This is a genomic window from Hymenobacter fodinae (assembly GCF_004745825.1).
Classification (GTDB): Bacteria; Bacteroidota; Bacteroidia; order Cytophagales; family Hymenobacteraceae; genus Hymenobacter; species Hymenobacter fodinae.
The window spans coordinates 858,980-877,859 of sequence record NZ_SRLA01000001.1 but is presented as its reverse complement, the minus strand read 5'-3'; the positions used below and the strand labels follow the sequence as shown (position 1 = coordinate 877,859).

General features: G+C 57.9%; 14 protein-coding genes. 4 read left to right on the top strand and 10 right to left on the bottom strand.

What is annotated here, in order from left to right:
* Positions 1–55 precede the first annotated feature (55 nt).
* Together EU556_RS03675 and EU556_RS03670 are read right to left on the bottom strand one after the other, a co-directional pair.
* Positions 56–805 (bottom strand): LytR/AlgR family response regulator transcription factor, encoded by a 750-nt coding sequence (locus EU556_RS03675; RefSeq protein WP_135431118.1) that lies wholly within the window; start codon positions 803–805, stop codon positions 56–58.
* Between the two features lie 207 nt (positions 806–1,012).
* Positions 1,013–2,275 (bottom strand): sensor histidine kinase, encoded by a 1,263-nt coding sequence (locus tag EU556_RS03670; protein WP_135431116.1) that lies wholly within the window; start codon positions 2,273–2,275, stop codon positions 1,013–1,015.
* 242 nt (positions 2,276–2,517) lie between these two features.
* Here EU556_RS03670 and EU556_RS03665 point away from each other — a divergent pair, with 242 nt between their 5' ends.
* From EU556_RS03665 to EU556_RS03655, 3 genes are all read left to right on the top strand, one after another.
* Positions 2,518–3,447 (top strand): ABC transporter ATP-binding protein, encoded by a 930-nt coding sequence (locus EU556_RS03665; RefSeq protein WP_135431114.1) that lies wholly within the window; start codon positions 2,518–2,520, stop codon positions 3,445–3,447.
* Positions 3,444–4,289, top strand: a complete 846-nt coding sequence (locus tag EU556_RS03660) for an ABC transporter permease (protein ID WP_135431112.1) — start codon at positions 3,444–3,446, stop codon at positions 4,287–4,289. The genes EU556_RS03665 and EU556_RS03660 overlap by 4 nt, the downstream gene beginning before the upstream one ends.
* A 247-nt stretch (positions 4,290–4,536) precedes the next feature.
* Complete coding sequence (locus EU556_RS03655; RefSeq protein ID WP_167855435.1) at positions 4,537–7,047, top strand: TonB-dependent receptor domain-containing protein; 2,511 nt, start codon at positions 4,537–4,539, stop codon at positions 7,045–7,047.
* Between the two features lie 202 nt (positions 7,048–7,249).
* Here the strand turns inward: EU556_RS03655 and EU556_RS03650 are convergent, their stop codons facing one another.
* Positions 7,250–8,008, bottom strand: a complete 759-nt coding sequence (locus EU556_RS03650; protein ID WP_135431108.1) for a LytR/AlgR family response regulator transcription factor — start codon at positions 8,006–8,008, stop codon at positions 7,250–7,252.
* A gap of 97 nt (positions 8,009–8,105) precedes the next feature.
* On the bottom strand, positions 8,106–9,290 hold the full coding sequence (locus EU556_RS03645) for a sensor histidine kinase (protein ID WP_135431106.1): 1,185 nt from the start codon (positions 9,288–9,290) through the stop codon (positions 8,106–8,108).
* A 330-nt stretch (positions 9,291–9,620) separates the two neighbouring features.
* Here EU556_RS03645 and EU556_RS03640 point away from each other — a divergent pair, with 330 nt between their 5' ends.
* Positions 9,621–12,110 carry a TonB-dependent receptor domain-containing protein gene (locus tag EU556_RS03640; RefSeq protein WP_135431105.1) on the top strand — a complete coding sequence of 830 codons (2,490 nt, stop codon included), beginning with the start codon at positions 9,621–9,623 and terminating at the stop codon, positions 12,108–12,110.
* Positions 12,111–12,363: 253 nt separating this feature from the next.
* Here EU556_RS03640 and EU556_RS03635 read toward each other — a convergent pair whose 3' ends face one another.
* The 6 genes from EU556_RS03635 to EU556_RS03610 all read right to left on the bottom strand — a co-directional run bounded on the left by EU556_RS03635 (position 12,364) and on the right by EU556_RS03610 (position 18,827).
* Positions 12,364–13,125: a shikimate dehydrogenase family protein gene (locus EU556_RS03635; protein WP_135431104.1), complete on the bottom strand. Its 762-nt coding sequence runs from the start codon at positions 13,123–13,125 to the stop codon at positions 12,364–12,366.
* A gap of 160 nt (positions 13,126–13,285) precedes the next feature.
* The gene (locus EU556_RS03630) at positions 13,286–13,933 is read right to left on the bottom strand and encodes a DedA family protein (protein ID WP_135431103.1); all 648 of its coding nucleotides are present in this window, start codon (positions 13,931–13,933) and stop codon (positions 13,286–13,288) included.
* A 93-nt stretch (positions 13,934–14,026) separates the two neighbouring features.
* Positions 14,027–14,695: a spermidine synthase gene (locus EU556_RS03625; protein WP_135431102.1), complete on the bottom strand. Its 669-nt coding sequence runs from the start codon at positions 14,693–14,695 to the stop codon at positions 14,027–14,029.
* 159 nt (positions 14,696–14,854) lie between these two features.
* Entirely contained in the window at positions 14,855–16,192 is a 1,338-nt protein-coding gene (locus EU556_RS03620; protein ID WP_135431101.1) for a PQQ-dependent sugar dehydrogenase, read from the bottom strand.
* 223 nt (positions 16,193–16,415) lie between these two features.
* On the bottom strand, positions 16,416–17,246 hold the full coding sequence (locus EU556_RS03615; protein WP_135431100.1) for a phosphosulfolactate synthase: 831 nt from the start codon (positions 17,244–17,246) through the stop codon (positions 16,416–16,418).
* A gap of 183 nt (positions 17,247–17,429) precedes the next feature.
* A complete protein-coding gene (locus tag EU556_RS03610) occupies positions 17,430–18,827 on the bottom strand; it encodes a tetratricopeptide repeat protein (protein ID WP_135431099.1) in 1,398 nt (465 codons plus the stop codon).
* Positions 18,828–18,880: the final 53 nt, after the last annotated feature.

Genomic DNA, 18,880 nt, shown 5'->3' with positions numbered 1-18,880 from the left:
CCAACAGCCCGGTCAGGAAAACCTGACCGGGCTGTTGTATTTTCTACATTTACTGTTATAACTGATTATATGCCTTAATTAGGCTAGCAAACGACTCCCGGTACGTATCGCCGATGGGCAGGAGACGGCCGGCTACCTGCACTTTGCCGCGCTCCAGGTGCTCAATGCGGCTTAGCGCCACCAGATACGATTTATGAATGCGGGCGAAGCGGTCGGGCGGTAGCACCTCCTCTACCCGCCGGAACGATTGCAACGTGAGCACTTTGCCCGTGGTAGTGTAAATCATAAGGTACTCCTTCATGCCCTCGATGTAGAGAATATCATTGAAGGCGACGCGCTGCAGGCGGTGCTCATTCTTGACGAACATAGCATCGGCGGAGGCTGCCTGAGGCTCAGTGGGGGCCGTTGGGGCAGGCGCTAGGCCAGTAGCCTGTGGGGCTGCGCTGCTGCTGGCCAGTTGCTGCCGTACCTTTTGCACGGCTTGCAGAAACCGCTCGAAGGCAATGGGCTTAAGCAGATAATCGGCGGCGTTCAGCTCGTAGCTACGCACGGCGTACTGGTCGTAAGCAGTGGTGAAGATGATACGCGGGCCAGGTTGGGGCAGCAGTTGCGCCAGCTGCACACCGGTGAGGCGCGGCATATGAATATCCAGAAACACTAGGTCTACGGGCGTATCCTGCAGAAAGGCTAGGCCAGCCAGCGCATCATCAAACTGCCCTTTCAGCTCTAGGCCAGGTACCTGCGCGCAATAATCAGCTAGCAAGTCGAGAGCCAGGGGTTCATCATCGAGGATAGCGCAGGTCATGAAGTAGAGGTATGGAGTTGATTGGTTGAGAGGCAACCTGTTGTAGGCTGGTTGTAGCGGCTAGCGGTAAATATACTGGTGGCCAGCATTCTGCTTGGCAGCACGTTCAAGCAACAGCCTATGCCCGAGATGCCTAGTGCTACCGAACGGTTGCCTGAGTGGCGATAAATGGCCGGTGCTAGGCCAGTGCAGCCCGGCCGCGGTGGCCTAGCTTTGCAGCGTAAGCGTAACCTTGTGTTGGCCGGGGGGAGTTTGCACCTCCAAGGTGTAGCGCCCCGAGTACAGCAGCTCAAGCCGCCGGTGCAGGTTCACGAGGCCCACCCCACCGGGTTGCTTGGGCAGGTCGCGGGCGGCATCGGGGTCGGCCACGTAGTTGAGTACCGAGAAGCGGATTAGCCCATCGGCCGCCAACTCCAGCACAATATGCACCGCCACTGGCCTAGCGGCTAGGTCGCCGTGCTTGAAAGCGTTTTCTACCAGCGGCAGCAGCAGTAGCGGCGCAATGGGTTGGGCACAGTCGGGCGAGGCGCCGCTGATATCCAGCCGAATGGCATCGGGGGCAGAGGCGGGCAGGCGCAGGCGCTGCAAATCCAGAAACGCATTCAGGTGGGCCAGCTCCCGGCTCAGTGGTACGGTATCGGTGCTGCTTTCATACAGCAGGTAGCGCATAATCTCGGCCAGGCGCAGCACTGCCTCCGGGGCCTTGTCGGACTTGCGGCTGGTGAGGGAGTAGATGTTGTTGAGCGTGTTGAAGAGGAAGTGCGGGTTGATCTGAGTTTTGAGCATGGCCAGCTCCGTCAGTAGCTGCTGGCGTTCCTGCTCGCGGCGGTTGCGCTGCCCGCGCACGTAGTCGCCGGTGATGCGCAAGGCCGAGCTGCTGCCCACAATAAATACGCCCACAAACCCCGCGGCCAGCACCCGCATCCACTCCTCCGTAATAGCCGACTTGGAAGGCTTTACCACGGTGGTAATGGGCTTCTTCTGGCCAGGCGCAGTCTCCGTGACCTGGTACGTGCTCCTCCCCCCCTTTTTCGGCGACGTATGGTAGGTAATTTCGCCAATCACCAGGGCATAGGGCGTGACGAGCAGCGTGGCTAGCAACAGGTACTGAATAACCTGGGCCCGGGCCAGCGTCCGCGGAATCAGCCAGCGCCACGTTAGGTAAAACAAGGTAGCGGCAGCAAGGTCTTCCAGGGCCAACCGACCCAGCAGCGTCAGCAGCGGTTGCCACTCTGCGGGAGTGGTGGGCACGTGCGTGAGGCCAGAAACGGGATTGATAAGCTTTAGGAAATCGAAGGCTAACAGCCACAGCCACAGCAAGGCATGAATTCCGGCGGGCACCCGCCCGGCATCCGGCGCCACCGACCAGTTAGTGGGTCGGAGCAGGGAGCGGAACCGGGCCCGCCAACTACGCCGGGTAGCAGCTTCTTCTGAGCCTAGGCCTGTAAGCGGTACGGATGATATTTCCATGCCGAAAAATACGCTGCTACCGGCTCCACACAGCGCCCTTTTCAATCAACCCGGCCCTAGGGCCCGCCAACGCCTCCTTGCCCGCGGTGAACCTGACTTAGGCCAGTTCAGGAACGGATTTGATGCGTTTGACGGGCAAAACGAACTGTTACAGGCCTAGCACTTTGCGTTGGTTGAATAGCAGAATTAGGATATAGCCCGCTGCCTAGGTTTGCTTCCGGTTCTACGATTCTTTCTGCGCTATGATAACTCCTACATTACTCCTGGAAACCCAGGACCTATCCTTCCGCTTCGGCCAGCGGCCTATCCTCCACAATATCAACCTGCAAGTGCCCACGGGCAGCATTTATGGGTTTCTGGGACCGAACGGAGCGGGCAAAAGCACGACTATGCGGCTGCTGCTAGGCCTGCTGCGGCCTGCCGCCGGCACGGTGCGCCTCTTCGGCCACGACCTGGCTCAGCACCGAGTAGCTCTGCTCAGCCGGGTGGGCGCCCTCATCGAAAACCCCTCCCTCTACGACCACCTCACGGGGTACGAGAACCTGGAGGCTACCCGCCGCCTGCGCGGCATTCCGGCCGCCCGCACTGCCGAGGTGCTGGAGTTGGTGGGCCTGAGCACTGCCTCGGCGCGGCGCCCGGCCAAGGAGTACTCCCTCGGGATGCGGCAGCGCCTGGGCTTGGCGCTGGCCCTACTTCCCGACCCCGACCTGCTGATGCTGGATGAGCCCACCAACGGCCTCGACCCCAACGGCATTATAGAGATGCGGGAGCTGCTGCGGCGGCTGCAAAGCGTAGGCAAAACCATTCTGCTCTCTAGCCACCTCATCGCCGAGATTGAAAAAGTGGCTACTCACGTGGGTGTTATTCAGCAGGGCAAGCTGGTGTTTCAGGGTAGCCTACCAGAGCTGCAGCACTTGCAAACGGGTCGGGCCCACCTGGTGCTGGAGACGGCCAGCGCCGACACCTGCCGCAACCTGCTACCCCAGCTGCTCAGCGAGGCTACCATAACTGGCCTAGGCACGCTGCGCCTGCCCTATCATTCCCGCGAGCAAGTAGCCATGTTGGCCGAAGCTCTTGTATCTGCCGGGCAGCCGATATACGGCCTCCGCTCAGAGCAGCCCAGCCTCGAAGACACCTTCCTCCACCTCACCGAAACCAACGCCGCCATATGAGCGCTACCCTACCCTCCGCCGAGTTTGCCGTAGCCTTGCCGGCTACCCCTTCGCCCCTGCTGCAGTTGCAGCGTGCGTTGTCAGGAGACGTACTGAAGCTGCGCCGCACGGCGGCCCTGCGGCTGTCGTTGTTTAGTGGCGCGCTACCGGTGCTGCTCACGTTTTGTATCTTTTACTTCAAAGGCCAATACATTATCCGGGGTGGGGTTGACCCATGGCCTCAGTTTGTGAGCATGGCCTGGCAAACCGCCGGTACCCTGCTGCTGCCCCTGTTTGTGGTGCTACTCACCAGCTTGGTTGTAAACGTTGAGACCAAGTCGGGGGCCTGGAAGCACCTGTTTGCTCTGCCAGTAGGCCGGGGCGCGGTATTCACTTCCAAGCTGCTGGTGCTGCTGGCGCTGAATGCGTTGGCGTTGAGCTTATTTGCGGGCTTGCTGCTGGGGGCTGGTTTTCTGCTAGGCTTAGTGAAGCCGGGGCTAGGCTTCCAAACCCACCAGGCGCCGGTGCAAACGGTGCTCTGGATGCTAGGCCACACTTACGTAGCCACGCTGGGGCTGCTGGCGGTGCAGTACATTGTAAGCCTGTACTGGCGCTCTTTTGTGGTGCCGGTGGGCGTGGGCATGGGCGCGGTGGTGGCTACCATTGCTCTGCTCAAGTGGGAGCACGTGGATAAGATTCCGTATTCGGCGCCCATTGGCACTACCATGCTCATGAAAATGGTGAAGGGTAGTGGCCTACAGGTAGCACACGAGTTGGCCAAGCATGAGTGGTACAGCCTGGCGTGGTTTGCCGGCGCCCTCCTCATTGGGTACGTGCTACTGCAGCTGCGCCGCGCCGATTAAGTGGCCTAGCCAGCTTTTTATCTAGTCATGGTGCAACCCTGCTAAGCTCAACGGTGCCTCTGCGCCAGCGCAGCACTTCAGCCACCTACTTCTACCGCTCAGCCTCCCCTTCCTACGGCTCAGCAGATTTCACTTTTAACTTCCTCCTTTTTACCTGCTCTTTGCTAGTGCAATCTGCGTTTCACTGATGAAAAACTCCTATCTACCTCTATCCTTAGTCTTAACGGGCCTGCTATCGGCCCCAGCTATGGCGCAGACTGCGCCACCCGCCGGCGCCCCTGCTGGTACTCGCCCCGCCGGTGCCCCCGGCCAGGCGCCCGCCGCCAAACCAGTTCTGCCCCAAACTCCGCAGGGCGCTGGCCGACTGACGGGAATTATTCAGGATGCCGCTACCAAGAAACCAGTTGAGTATGCTACCGTGGCGCTGCTCCCGATGGCCGGTAACACGCCCATTGATGGTACCGTCTGCGATGAGCGGGGCCGCTTCAGCCTGAAAGGGCTGGCTGCTGGCTCTTACCGGCTGCAGGTGAGCTTTGTGGGCTACACCAGCCGCACCCAAAATGTAATCATCACCGACGGTGCCACCGACCTGGGCACACTCACGCTGCAGTCGGCGGCGCAGAAGCTGGGTGAGGTAACTGTAACCGGCGAGCGGGAGGTGGTAGAAACCAAGCCCGACCGCATCGTTTATAACGCCGACAAGGACATCACCAACTCGGGCGGCACGGCGGCCGATGTGCTGCGCAAAGTGCCCCTGGTGAACGTAGACCCCGACGGCAACGTGGAGCTACGCGGCACCAGCAACGTGCGCGTGCTCATCAACAACAAGCCCTCGGGCATTGTGGCCTCCTCAGTGGCTGATGCCATGAAGCAGATTCCGGCCGACCAGATCAAGAGCGTGGAGGTGATTACTACGCCCTCGGCTAAGTATGATGCGGAAGGCACCGGCGGTATCATCAACATTATCCTAAAGAAGAATAGCTTGGAAGGCGTGAACGGCTCGGTAGGCCTAGCCGGCGGTACGCGCAGCTCCAACGGCAACGCTACGCTCAACTACCGCAAGGGCAAGGTGGGCCTCACCAGCTCAGTGAGCGGCTTTGCCTTCTATAGCCCCAACCGCAACGATTTGGTGCGCTACCTCAAAAGCCCCAATGGCACCGAGACCAAGCAGCTGGATCAGGATGGCGACGGCAACACCCTGGGTGGCGGCGGCTTCGGGCGCCTAGGCCTCGACTACGACCCGGCCCAGTACCATAACCTTACTTTGAGCGTGCAGGGTAACCTGTTCCGCAACAGCGGCAACTACGACCAGTTCAACAATGTGCTGCTGCCCGTATCCAGCCAGTTCACGCGCGACACGGAGCGCCGCTTCCGCACCCAGAGCTACGATCTGAGCGGCTCGTACACTCGCACCTTCGAGCAGAAGCGCCGCGAGTGGAGCGTGCTGGCCCAGCACACCCGCAACCGCAACGTGCAGGCCTACTACCTCGACCAGTTTGCGGGCAACACCAGCGAGAACCTGGCCAAGAACTACCGCGAAGAGTCGGACAACCTAGCCCGCAACCTCGAAACTACCCTGCAAACCGACTACGCCCATCCGTTCTCGGAAACCGCGTTGCTGGAAACTGGCGCCAAAGCCATTCTGCGCCGGGTAAGCAGCGACTACGACGTATTCAACAGCCCCAGCGTACGCAGCCTCGACCCCGTGTACAACCCGGACCGCTCGAACCTGTTCGATTACAACCAGGATGTGCTGTCGGCCTACGGCACCTACGGGTTTTCGGCCTCAAAGAAGGTGAGCTTCAAGCTGGGCGCGCGGGCCGAAAACACCCGCATCAACGGCAACTTCCAGCAGCAACAGACCGAAAACTCAGGCGTAACGCAGAACTACACCAACGTGCTGCCTAACCTGAGCATGAGCTACCAGCCTCAGAACCCCAAGAAGCCCGGTCAAACCCTGCGCCTAGCGTATTCGCGGCGGATTCAGCGGCCCCAGATTTTCTTCCTGAACCCCTTTATCAACTCCTCCGATACCCTCAACATCAGCTACGGTAATCCGCAACTGCGCCCCGAGCTGACGGACAGCTACGAAATCAACTACACCACTTTTGTGAAGGGCGCGGTGCTGAACATGAGCACGTATGCACGCCGCACCGGCAATGCCATTGAGTCTTACCGCTTCGTGGATGAGCAGGGCGTTAACAATCAGACCTTCCGCAACATTGGCCGCAATGCTACCTACGGGGTCAGCTTGTTCGGCTCGGTGAAGCCTCTGCCCAAGTGGGACGTAAGCGGTAACGTGAACGTGTACTACGTGTCGCTGAAAAGCCCCGCGCTGGGGCTGAACAACAGCGGGGTGATGTATAACCTGAACCTGAACTCGGGTTATAAATTTGAGAAGGGCCTGAGCCTGCAGTTCTTTGGAGGCCTGAACTCGCCGCGCGTACAGCTGCAAGGCAAGCAAGCGGCCTGGACGTTCTACTCAGTAGGTCTGCGCAAGAACCTGCTCAAGGATAAAGCCGACCTGACCCTGAACGCCGATAACTTCCTCTCGGCCACCCGCAACCTGCGCTCCATCCTCGATACCGACCAATTCCGGCAGGAGAGCAACAACTACATCTACCTGCGTGGGGTGCGCCTGGCCTTCAACTACCGCTTCGGTAAAGCCAGCACGCAGCCCCAGAAGCGTCGCAAGAGCATCCAGAACGACGACACCAAGCAAGGCAGTGACGGCGGTCAGGGCCAGGGGCAGCAGTAGTTAGGTGATAAAGTGATGAAGTGACGGAGTAAAGGCACGTCATCCTGAGCTTGTGAAGGATCTTACCACGAAAGAACGACTGGCCTAGCGCCTAGTATTCTCGTGATAAGATCCTTCCTGCGTCAGGATGACGTGCTTTTTACTTATCACATTTTACTCGATTGCTTAATCACCTCATCACTCCGTCACTCCGTCACCAAAATCACATCTTCCCATGATACCGCAGCAGCTCCATGAAGGCGTCGCGGTAGGTTTCGCCGATGGGAAGGGCGGTGCCGTGCACTTGCACGCGGGTACGCTCCACATACTCAAGGTGGCGCAGGCTGATGAGGTAGGACTTGTGGATGCGAGCAAAGCGGCCCGGTGGCAGCAGCTCCTCCAGCTTCCGAAATGATTGCAGCGTCAGGATTTTGCCGCCACTGGTGTACAGCATTAGGTATTCCTTCTGGCCCTCCACGTAGTAAATATCGGCTACCAGTACGCGGCGCAGGCGGTTGTCGTGGCGCACAAACAGCGCTTCACCGGCGGGGGCTTCGGCCAGGGCTTCGGGCGCTACTGTAGCGGAGGCAGTTGCCGAGTGGCCTAGGGCCGCGCGGGCCCGGTGGGCAGCCTGCACAAACCGCTCGAAGGATATGGGCTTGAGCAGATAATCCAGAGCGGGCAGCTCGTAGCTCTGCACGGCGTAGTCGGGGTGGGCGGTGGTAAAGATGATGCGCGGCCCGGGCTGGGGCAGCAACTGCGCCAGCTGTAGGCCAGTCAGGCGGGGCATCTGGATATCCAGGAACACCACATCCACGGGGTTATCCTGCAGAAAGGCTACGGCGGTCAGGGCATCCTGAAACTGGCCTTTCAACTCCAAAAACGGTACCTGCCCGCAATACTCCGCCAACACCTTCAGGGCCAAGTGCTCATCATCCACAATAGCACAGGTGAGCGGACGACGCGGCACGTTAGATTCCATAGAGTGTGAAATGGTGAAGTGTAGAGTTATGAGGTAAGTTTTGGGCCGGAGCGCACGCAGTACAGAGACTAGCCTCGTAGCGCTGTGCGTCGGAGTTCTAGGCCAGTGGTTGAGGAAGAGGTACCACAGGTGCCGGCACATCTTGTGGCGCCGGAGCCATCTTCGAGCTGACTAGCGCTTTTCTATCTAGCTGCAGCGACATTCTAACGGAATATTCCTCGTTGTTTTCGACTACCACCAGCGCGTGCTGCTCTGGGTACAGCAGTGTTAAGCGGCGCTTGAGATTAGCCAGCCCTACCCCTCCCCGGCCGGGCGGCACAGCGCCCGAGTTAGCGCGCCGGTTGCGCACGGTAAAGTGCAGTTGCCCGTCGTCGGCTAGCTCCAGCGAGAGGCGCACCACGTGTGGCCTTGCGGTTAGGTCGCCGTGCTTGAAGGCGTTTTCCACCAATGGCAGCAGCAGCATGGGCGGCAGTTGGTAGGCGTGCTCAGCCCCGGGTGGCAGCAGCACCGTAAACTGAATGGCCTCGTCGGCTTCATCGGGCGGGAGGCGCAGGTGCTGTAGAGTCAGGAAGCTTTGTAGGTGGTTGATTTCGCGGGCCAGCGGCACGGTGTCGGCGGCGCTGTCGTAGAGCTGGTAGCGCATCAGCTCCGAGAGGCGCAGCACCGCCTCCGGCGCCTGCGGTGAGGCATTCAGCGTGAGCGAATAAATGTTGTTAAGGGTATTAAAGAGAAAGTGCGGATGCAGCTGGGTTTTGAGCAGGGCCAGCTCAGTGCGCAGGTGCTGCTGCTCTAGCTCGCGCCGGTCGTCTCGCTCCCGCAGGTAGTCGCCGGCCAGACGCAGGAAGAAGCTCAGCAGCAAAATTAGGCCGCCCAGTAGCAAGTAATACGACTGCAGCACCCGCACGTAGTAGTCCAGCGTTTGCGAAACGCCCTGGATCTTCACCTCCTCAAAGGCGTAGCTCAGGCCAATGCGCAAGATGGTAAACGTGGCCAGCCCCAGGCCTAGCGTGAGAAAATAGGCCGGTAGCCGCGTCCGGACGAAGAGGTGCGGCATCAGCAGCCAGTTCAGGTAGAACAGGCCTGAGTCGAGCACATCAGTCAAGAAGGCATTCAGCCAGAAATGCTCTTCCAGCACCGGCAGAAACGGCCCCACCCGCAGCAGCCGCAGCTGCACATCAAAGTACAGCAACAGGCCTAGCCACACCATATGCGGCCAGGGCAGGCTTTTCAGGAAACGGGGCAATTGCAGGGGGCGGCGGGCCGCGGAAAAAGAAGTACGCATGCGCAAGCTGGAAGCACTACTGGCCTTCCAGCCCTAAAGTAGCTATTCGTAGGCCACTAGCACGGTCCTTTTCAACCAGTGCCCCGGTGGCTTCAATCAATCTGAGGCTGGTTTCAGCGAACCACTGGGCCCTTTAGCCGCTAGGCCACATTCCGGGGCTGGTTGAGGCAGACCATGGGTTAGTATGCCGCGAAGTTACCCTTGGTTGAATTTTGGGAGCGTTGGAAAAAATAAGCTCTACGTTTGACGAGTTGTGCCACCTATCCGCGTGTAAGCTGCTTTATAGGGCAGCTATTCTATTTCTCTCTGCGTATCTTTTTCCTGCTGTAGATGAAGCAATTCAGTACTCTAGTGCTGCTGGCGTTGCTGCCGGTGGCAGTTATTCAGGGCCAAACCTCCTCACCTTCCCCTACTGCGGTGCAGACATCCAAGGGCACCGGCCGCCTAACGGGGCGCGTGCTGGATGCGGCCACCCAAAAGCCTATTGAGTACGCCACCGTGGCCTTGCTGCCGGACGCTGGCACCACGCCCCTCGCGGGGGCCACCTGCGACGAGCAAGGCCGGTTTGAGCTTAAGGACTTACCCACGGGCTCCTTCCGGTTGCAAATCAGTTTTGTGGGATATGCTACCCGGCTTGAGCCCATTAGCCTTACGGGTAGCGCGGCTGATGCAGGCACCCTTACGCTGACCGCCTCGGCCCAAAACCTGGCGGGCGTAACCGTGACGGGCGCCAAACCAATGGTAGAAACCAAGCCCGACCGCTTGGTGTACAACGCCGAGCAAGACCCCAGCAACACCGGCGGCACAGCCTCAGACATTCTGCGCAAAACACCGCTGGTAAACCTCGATGGGGAGGGCAATGTACAGCTGCGCGGTACCAGCAACGTGCGCATTCTCATCAACAATAAGCCCTCGGCCCTACTTTCCGGCAACCTGGCCGATGCGCTAAAGCAAATTCCGGCCGACCAGATCAAGGCCATTGAGGTTATCACAGCCCCGTCGGCGAAGTATGATGCCGAGGGCTCAGGGGGCGTCATCAATATTGTGCTCAAGAAGAACAGCCTGCAGGGCATGAGTGGCAACGTGGGCATAAATGGAGGCAACCGCAACCAAGGCCTTAACGGAGCCCTCAATGCCAAGCGTGGCGTGGTGGGCATCAACACCAAGCTCAGCGCTTTCCGCAGCCTCTATCCTTTCAAGAGCAGCACCGACCGCACCAGCTACCTGCCCGATGGCACCACCGGCCAGCTTACGGAGCGCACTACCTCCCGCAACCAAGGCAACGGGGGCTACGGCCAGGTAGAACTCACCTACGACCCCTCTCCTCAACATAGCTTTACCCTCAGCGGCAACAGCAACCTCTACAGGAATAACGCCCCCCAGAAGCTGTTCAATCAGTACCTAGGCCAGTCGGCGCTAGACACGCTGTACTCGCGCGACATCAACCGCCGCGACGTGAACCGCAACTACGACCTGAACGCGGGCTACACCCGCACCTTTGGGGAGAAGCAGCCGCGGCGTGAGTGGAGCGTGCTAGCCCAGCATACTAGCAACCGCAGCCGCGAGCAGTACCGCCTCGACCAATTCCCGACCGCCGAGCTACGGGGCCCAGTTGAATACCAAGAAGCCAGCCGCAACGTGGCCCGCAACCTCGAAACCACCTTCCAAACCGATTACACTCACCCGTTCGGGGAGAAGAACACGTTGGAGATGGGGGCCAAGCACATCCGCCGGCGCGTGAGCAGCGACTACACCGTGGATACCCTGCTAGCCAGCCAGCAAACGGCCTTTGTGCGTAGCGACTTACGCTCAAACCGCTTCAATTACCAGCAAAACGTGCTGGCGGCGTACGGCACCTACAACTTCGCCCTGGGGAAAAAGCATGCCATCAGCCTGGGCACCCGCTTGGAGCGCACAGCCATTAAAGGTGAATTTCAGAGCGAGACGGGCCGCTTCCAGAACGACTACCTGAACGTGCTGCCTAACCTGAGCGCCACCCGCACACTCAAGAAAGAAGGGCAAACCCTCCGGCTGAGCTACTCCCGCCGCATTCAGCGCCCCCAGATTTTCTACCTGAACCCATACGTGAATCAGGTTACGCCTAACTCCGTGAACTTTGGCAACCCCAAGCTGCGGCCCGAAATAGCTGATCTGGTGGAATTGACCTACGGCACGTTTGGTGAAAAGACTTCGCTGAACGCTTCAGGTTTTATGCGACGCACGGGCAACTCCATTGAGCGGTTCAGCCAGTACAACGAGGCCCTGGCCCGCAACGAAACCACCTACGGCAACCTGGCTACTGCTACCATCTACGGCGTAAACCTGTACGGCTCCTGGAAACCCGTGAAAGACTGGGACCTGAGCAGCAACCTCAGCGGCGACTTTACTAGCATTCGAAGCAGCATCCTGAACCGGCCTAATCGCCGGGCCAGCGTTTACATGAACGTGAACAGCTCCTACAAGCTAGGCAAGGGCTATACTTTGCAGGGGTACGGGGGCTTCTGGACCGGGGGCGTAGAGCTACAAACGCGCTATTCCGGCGGTTTGTATTACGGCCTGAGCGCCAAGAAGCTGCTACTCGCGGAGAAAGCCGATTTCACGGTGGGCATCAACAACTTCCTGGCTCCGGGGCGCGAGTTCCGCAGCACCACCATCACCCCCGACTTCATCAACCAGGGTAGCTTCTACTCCTACCAGCGCTCCATTCGGGCTTCGTTTAACTACCGCTTCGGCAAGCTCGACGGCGGTCAGCGCCAGCGCCGCACCATTCGCAATGACGACTCCAAAGGCGGCAGCAGTGGCGGCCAGCAAGGAGGCTAGTAAAGAAGTTATAAGGTGACGATGTGCTAAGACGAGTGGCCTAGAGCTATTGATGAGCAGTATGTGGCCTGGCAGCACCGCCCTGGAATACACCTTTTCCCTGTGCTACATAACAACACGCAAGCAAAAGCCCTGACCTCTGCAGTAGAGGTCAGGGCTTTTGCTTGCACATTAGCGAAGGTCAAGGAGACAGTAGCTGCACAGCTCTGCTTTCTACTTTTTGACCTTTGTTTAAGAGGCCTAGGCCACTTCATTACTGCTCACCCTCGTTACCTCTCTCTGTATTCCAGATTTTCCAGGCTTCCTCAGCTTGGATGCAGAGCATTTCGAAACCGTTTTTGGCTTGTGCCCCTACAGCTAGGCCACGCTTCATAAACTCGGTTTCGCGGGGGTTGTAAATCAGGTCGTAGAGGTAATGCTGGCTCGTGAGCGTATCGTAAGGGATGGGAGGACACTCGTGCTCATCGGGGAAGGTGCCCAGCGGCGTGGTGTTGATGAGCAGCGGATGCTCACGCATGATTTCGGGGGTGAGTTCATCGTAGGTGAGCCCCTGGCCTAGCGGGTTGCGCGACACAACCCAGAAGCCAATGCCCAAATCGCGGAGGGCAACTTCCACGGCTTTGGAGCCGCCCCCACTACCTAGAATAAGGGCCCGACCAGCAAAATCGGGGGGCAAGAAGCCTCGGACGGAATCACGGAAGCCAATCATGTCGGTATTGTGCCCGATGAGGCGCCCGTCGCGGGTAAACTGAATGGTATTAATTGCCCCCACGCGAGCCGCTGAGGGGGCTACTTTGGTTAAGTAGGGCCACACCTTCTCTTTGTACGGAATGGTTACGTTTAGTCCGCACAGGTTGGGGTGCTTGCTTAGCAGGGCCGGCAGTTCATCAACCGTCGGTAGCTCAAACAGCTCGTACTGGCAGTCTTCCAGGTTGAGGTTTTGAAATTTCTGGGTGAAATACGTCTGAGAAAACGAGTGCCGCAGGGTGCGACCAATCAAGCCAAATTCACGCATACGAAAGCCCTTGGGTAGCCGGGATAAAGCAACAAAAAAACCACCCCGGCCCAAAGCCAACGGGTGGTTTTTATTCTTACCGGTAACTCAATAGATTGTTGCCTGCACGTACACGTAAGTCAGGTGGCTAGTCGGCTAGGCCACTGCGAGCAGGTTAGTGTTATGCTACTGGAGCGCGGCGGGCCTTGAAGAACTCCCACACTGCCGGCAGCACCGACAGCACAATGATGGCTACTACCACCAGCGAGAAGTTTTTCTGCACGAAAGGCATAGAGCCAAAGAAGTAGCCAGCCCCTGTCAGGAGCACTACCCACGCCACAGCTCCCGTGAGGTTGTAGGCCAGGAACTTGGTATAGCTCATAGTACCTACGCCCGCCACAAACGGCGCAAACGTGCGAATAATGGGAATGAAGCGGGCCAGGATGATAGTTTTGGCGCCGTGCTTCTGGTAGAAAGCCTGGGTTTTCTCTAAGTGCTCACGCTTCAGAAAGCGCGAGTTGCCACTAAACACCCGCGGCCCCAGAAAGTCGCCGATGTGATAATTGAGGGCATCGCCCAACACTGCGGCCACAATGAGCAGCCCCATGAGTGCCCACACGTTAAGGGGCGAGCCGGGCAACGCCGCCAGAGAGCCCGCCGCAAACAACAAGGAGTCGCCGGGCAGGAAGGGCAGCACCACCACGCCGGTTTCCACGAAAATGATGAGAAACAGGATGGCGTAGGTCCAGACGCCGTAATCCTGCACCAGCTCCGTCAGGTGCTTATCCAGGTGCAGTACGAAGTCAATCAGGTGCTTTATGATTTCCATAGAGTGGGGGTTGAGCCTACAAAGAAAGCAGTTGCACCCCAAACCACAGAGGTTAAGCCGCAATCTGGGTTGCAAATATGCCGCAGTATCCGTCTAGGCCACCTTGTGCAGAATGTAGAGCAGGTTCAGCAGCTCTACTTCCACTTCCTTCACCTCAAGGCCTAGGCGTTCCCAAAACTCAGTGGCGGACTCCAGGTTTATGAAGACGGGGTCGGCGGTGAGGCTATTAAAGAGCACGCGCCCCCCAGGCTGCAAGATTCGGCTGATATGCTCCCAGAAGCTTCCGGAGCCCAACCCGGCGGGCAGGAACAGGTCCAGAAATAAATCAATGACGATCAAGTCAACGCTCTGGTCGGGAGCTGTGGGCACCCACTCAAACGCGTCGGCGCATACAATGCGCAGCGTTTCATCGGCCCGAATACCAAACTCCTCTTCAGCAATAGTGATGATGACAGGATCAAGCTCTACCGCCGTAATAGCGCCCCTGAACCCAGGAGTTTTACGTAGCACCTGCACAACACTGCCACCCCCTAGGCCTAGCGCCAGTACGTGCCGGGCCGTTTCGGGCTGCGTAAACCGGATACCGTAGCGAAGTACCCGCTCTAGAGAACCATAGGAGTAGTTGGCGTTAGCCGTATCGAGAGTTTTTTGCCCTTGGTACAGCGTTACTTCTACGGTGCCGCTATGTACGGTTTTCACCCGGCGCGTAAGCGGCATGGCGTAGCTAACTAGCTGGCGCAAGGAGGTGAGCAGCTGCTTCATCGGGGCCCAAGATACAGTAACTACCACGTAAACAGAGAGGCCTAGAGGCGTCTTGCACGCGCTCTAGGCCTCATTTAGTAGGTTACAGTAACCAGCAGTAGATACCCACGGCTCCTGTTCAGATCTATAGCAAATGGCTTGCGTTTAGCCGTAGCTAGGTTAAATGGCTGCTACCCGCCAGACTTTCTCGCCGGCATCATCTAGCACCAGCAGGGAGCCATCCGGCATTTCGGTAATTCCTACCGGACGGCCGTACACTTCTTTCTTTTCTTCATTGGCAATAAAGCCCGTTACAAAGTCTTCCATGCCGCCGCTGGGTTTGCCATTGGCGAAGGGTACAAACACCACCTTATAACCCGAAAAAGCCGAGCGGTTCCAGGAGCCATGCTGCCCGATGAAGGCACCCCCTTGATACTTGGCCGGAAAGGCTTGCCCATCGTAAATAGCGAGGCCCAACGAGGCCGTGTGTGGCCCTAGGGGTACCTCGGGCACCACCGCTTTCTTCACCAGGTCAGGCCGCTCACCCTTCCGCCGCGGATCTTCGTGCTGTCCAAAATACGAGTAAGGCCAGCCATAGAAAGCGCCTTCCTGTACGCTGGTCAAGTAATCGGGCACCAACTCGTCGCCCAACTCATCGCGCTCATTCACGGCCGTCCAGAGCTTGCCGGTACCTTTTGCCCAGTCCATACCCACGGGGTTGCGGAGGCCACTAGCGTAAATCTTCTCACCCGAGCCATCGGGGTTTATCTCCAGAATATTGGCGCGGCGTACTTCATTCTCGGCACCGTGCTCCATCACGTTAGAGCCCGAACCCACGGATACGTAAATCTTCTTGCCATCGGGGCTGGCGAGCAGGTTACGCGTCCAGTGGTTGTTGTAGCCGCCTTTTGGCAGACTCAGAATCTTCTCCCCCTTACCGGTTATTTTGGTTTGGCCGGACTGGTAAGGGTAGCGCCATACACCATCGGTGTTGCCCACATAGAAATACTGGCCTAGCACCAGCATGCCCAGTGGCTGGCTTAGGTTGGCTAAAAAGGTTTCCCGTACATCGGGCTTACCGTCCTTGTTGGTATCGCGCAGCAGCGTAATACGGTTGGCGCTGGTTTCCCGCAACGATTTTGAGGGGTCCAGATCTAGGGCAGCCGTTACTTTTTTCTTGGTAGTAGTCGGGATAGTGTTGGCTTCTGCAATCAGCACATCCCCGGAGGGCGTAATGTAGGCCCAACGCGGGCTCTGAAAGTTGCCGGCGTACTCTTGAATAGCAAAACCGGCGGGCACAACGGGCGTTTTGCCCTGGGGCCAGCCAATTACTTTGCTACGCTTGGTGGTCGATTCGGTGGCGTATGGCTCCGGAAGCTTCACGTTGGTGGCTGCCGTGGCCACCGTATCGGCGGGCGTGTTGGCCTGAGCTTCGGCCTTTTCCTGCTTAGATGGGCCGCCGCACGCCGCTAGCAGGCCTAGACCGAGTACGGCCGGATAAAACTTAGATGTAAGCATTGTCAACTGTAAAGCGAAAGAATAGGCGCCCATCCGTAGGGCGCCAGCTAGGCTATTCTTACTGCTTTCTGTTGAGTTGGTTACGATTACCCTTGTTCCGGCTTCAGCTCCTGCTTCTTGGCTAACACAGGCCTAGGTGCAGCCTAACGGGCTTGAGCCGGCAACAAAAAAGCCCAGTGCTACCGGCCGTAGCACTGGGCTTTTACTATAAAAGCAACGCCGCTTACCCGCGGGGCATGGAGGTACCGGGCTTGCCAGTAGGCTTCTCCGGACGGAAATCTTCGTGCACGGCGTCCATATCGAGGAAGTGCGTGAACGTGTCACCGCGCAGGCCCAGACGGATAGTTTCGAGGCTCACGATTTCGTTGGGCGCAATATTGCCCAGGTTTACGTTGGCTCCGAGCAGCTTGATAAACCACACTTGCTGCGCTTTCTGCGGGGCTTCCCACAGAATTTTCTCAAACGGAATCTGCGTCAGAATTTCTTCTACCAGCCCCGAGCGTACTTCGCCCGTGCTGCGGAACAGGCCTACGTTGCCAGCTTCGCGGGCTTCCCCAATTACTTTAATGGCACCGGCTTCTAGCTCGGTCTTCATTTGCGAAATCCACTTGTAGGGCGGAATGATCTTTTCCGCATCCTTCGAGCCTACTTCAGACAGGACTTTTACGTCTTTAGAGAGTTGCTGAATGTACTCCAGCTTACGGTCGTGGTTCAGGTCGATGGAGCCATCCGATACTTCGGCGTACTCCATGCCAAATTCTTCTAGCAACCGGCGGTAGTCATCAAACTGGTTCCGGATGATGAAGGCCTCAAACAGCGTCCCCCCGAAGTATACCGGAATGCCGGCCTCTTTGTAGGCGGCCAGCTTGCGCTTCAGGTTAGGCGTCACGAAGGAAGTGGCCCAGCCTAGCTTCACAATATCGGTATAGGGTGCGCCTACTTCCAGGAAATCTTCCACCTCCCGTACGCTCAGGCCTTTATCCATCACCATGGTGAAGCCTTGTTCGCGGGGTTTTTCGGTACGCTCAGGGAGTTGATTGAGGGTGTAATTCATTCTTACGTGTCTTTCTGAGAATAAACAAACAGGGTACGCCAGCGCTAAGCCCCTTATAGAGTGGCCTAGCGAAGCGCCCAAAAGTACGCCCGAATTCTGTAACCGCTGAAAACGCCAAGAGCCCGACCCAATTAGTGACGTCACCAACTGGGCCGGGCTCTTAACATTCAAGCTTGCAGCTGCCTATTTTCGGTACTGATCAATCAGCTTAGCCAGAGCTTTTTGCGACTCTAGCTCCGGAAAGTAATCAAACAGCAGCCGGTGCTTATCAAAGTCAAGCACCAAGGCGTTTTCCAGGCACTGGTACGCCTCGCGGTAGCGGCCGGCCGCTAATAGGTAAGCGCACAAGCGGTAGTGCAGCTCTGCCTCAAGCGGCTGAATCTCTACGGCGTTGCGCATCAGGTCAATAGCCCCATCAAAATTGCCCTGCTCATACAGCAAAATGCTCCAGTTCAGCCAAGCGTCTTTGTTGTCAGGGGCCACTTGGGTAGCGCGCTCGTAGGCCTCTATCGATGATACTACGTTGCCAATCTGGTACTCCGCAGCGGCCAAGGCTAGCCAGTATTCTACGCTTTCTTCGTATAGGCTCACGGCCTTCCGGAAGAAATGAATGGCCTCGAAATACCGCTCCTGCGCATTCATCACAATGCCAATGCCAAACCAGGCTTCATCGATGGTGTTATCCAGATCGATGGCGCGCTGATAAAACTTGCGAGCGTTGTCCCACTCAGCCAGTTTCTCGTAGCACTCGCCAATGTTGCACAAGGCCTCGGGCGTGGGCTGCCCTTCTGGGTAGCTGAGGTCAAATTCCTCAATGGCTTTACGGTAGCGCTCCAGGCTCACGTAGGTGCTAGCCAGGAAGCCATGCGCTTCATGAAACTTGCCATCGATGAGGATGGCGTAGTCGAAGGCGCTTATAGCATCATCGAACTTGCCAGCCCGGTAGTACGCCTGCCCTAAGTTGTACCAAGCCACCGCCGAGTACGGGTCGTCGTCGGTGAAGCGCCGGAAAAACTCCAGGTTCTTTTCCAACCGCTCACTTACTTCCAGGCAGTACAATAGCTCCTGCACCGCCACATCGTTGTCGGGGTTCAGGCGCAGGCTTTGCTTGTAGTACTTGGCGGCGCTCTTAAACTTCTGCCAGCTTTGATAGGCCAAGCCGAGGTTAAAGAAGATGTCGTCGCGGTCCTGGGTACGCTCGGCAGCCTGCTGGAAGAAGGCTACAGCTTCGGCAAAGTCGCCTTTTTGAGTGGCAATGATACCCCGCGTAACAGCCACATCCGGGTTGTCGGGGTCAAGTAGCGCTACATCTTCAATTTGCTGAGCCGCCGCGCCATACTCACCCTTCATGGCCAGCACTTGTGAGCGGTCAATGAGCAGTTCGGTGCTGAAAGGATATTGCGCAATGGCTGCTTCGCAGGCTTGTAATGCTTTATCGTACTGAGTATTGGTAGTATAATGGTCGATAATGTTCTCAAAATCGGCCAAGTCAAAAAACACGGGCTCATTCTGGGCTACCATCCGCTCAAAGCGGCGCACGGTGTCCAGCACTTCATCCCGGTCCTCAAAATTCTCATTCATTCTCATGCTGCTACAATCGGCACGCGGCCGCCATTTTGGCAGGCTACGCAAAG

Coding starts and splice junctions, on each gene's coding strand:
- EU556_RS03635 (WP_135431104.1), bottom strand. CDS start 13,125: ATGCGTGAATTTGGCTTGATTGGTCGCACCCTGCGGCACTCGTTTTCT.
- EU556_RS03615 (WP_135431100.1), bottom strand. CDS start 17,246: ATGAATTACACCCTCAATCAACTCCCTGAGCGTACCGAAAAACCCCGC.
- EU556_RS03645 (WP_135431106.1), bottom strand. CDS start 9,290: ATGCGTACTTCTTTTTCCGCGGCCCGCCGCCCCCTGCAATTGCCCCGT.
- EU556_RS03650 (WP_135431108.1), bottom strand. CDS start 8,008: ATGGAATCTAACGTGCCGCGTCGTCCGCTCACCTGTGCTATTGTGGAT.
- EU556_RS03660 (WP_135431112.1), top strand. CDS start 3,444: ATGAGCGCTACCCTACCCTCCGCCGAGTTTGCCGTAGCCTTGCCGGCT.
- EU556_RS03640 (WP_135431105.1), top strand. CDS start 9,621: ATGAAGCAATTCAGTACTCTAGTGCTGCTGGCGTTGCTGCCGGTGGCA.
- EU556_RS03620 (WP_135431101.1), bottom strand. CDS start 16,192: ATGCTTACATCTAAGTTTTATCCGGCCGTACTCGGTCTAGGCCTGCTA.
- EU556_RS03610 (WP_135431099.1), bottom strand. CDS start 18,827: ATGAATGAGAATTTTGAGGACCGGGATGAAGTGCTGGACACCGTGCGC.
- EU556_RS03655 (WP_167855435.1), top strand. CDS start 4,537: ATGGCGCAGACTGCGCCACCCGCCGGCGCCCCTGCTGGTACTCGCCCC.
- EU556_RS03670 (WP_135431116.1), bottom strand. CDS start 2,275: ATGGAAATATCATCCGTACCGCTTACAGGCCTAGGCTCAGAAGAAGCT.
- EU556_RS03625 (WP_135431102.1), bottom strand. CDS start 14,695: ATGAAGCAGCTGCTCACCTCCTTGCGCCAGCTAGTTAGCTACGCCATG.
- EU556_RS03630 (WP_135431103.1), bottom strand. CDS start 13,933: ATGGAAATCATAAAGCACCTGATTGACTTCGTACTGCACCTGGATAAG.
- EU556_RS03665 (WP_135431114.1), top strand. CDS start 2,518: ATGATAACTCCTACATTACTCCTGGAAACCCAGGACCTATCCTTCCGC.
- EU556_RS03675 (WP_135431118.1), bottom strand. CDS start 805: ATGACCTGCGCTATCCTCGATGATGAACCCCTGGCTCTCGACTTGCTA.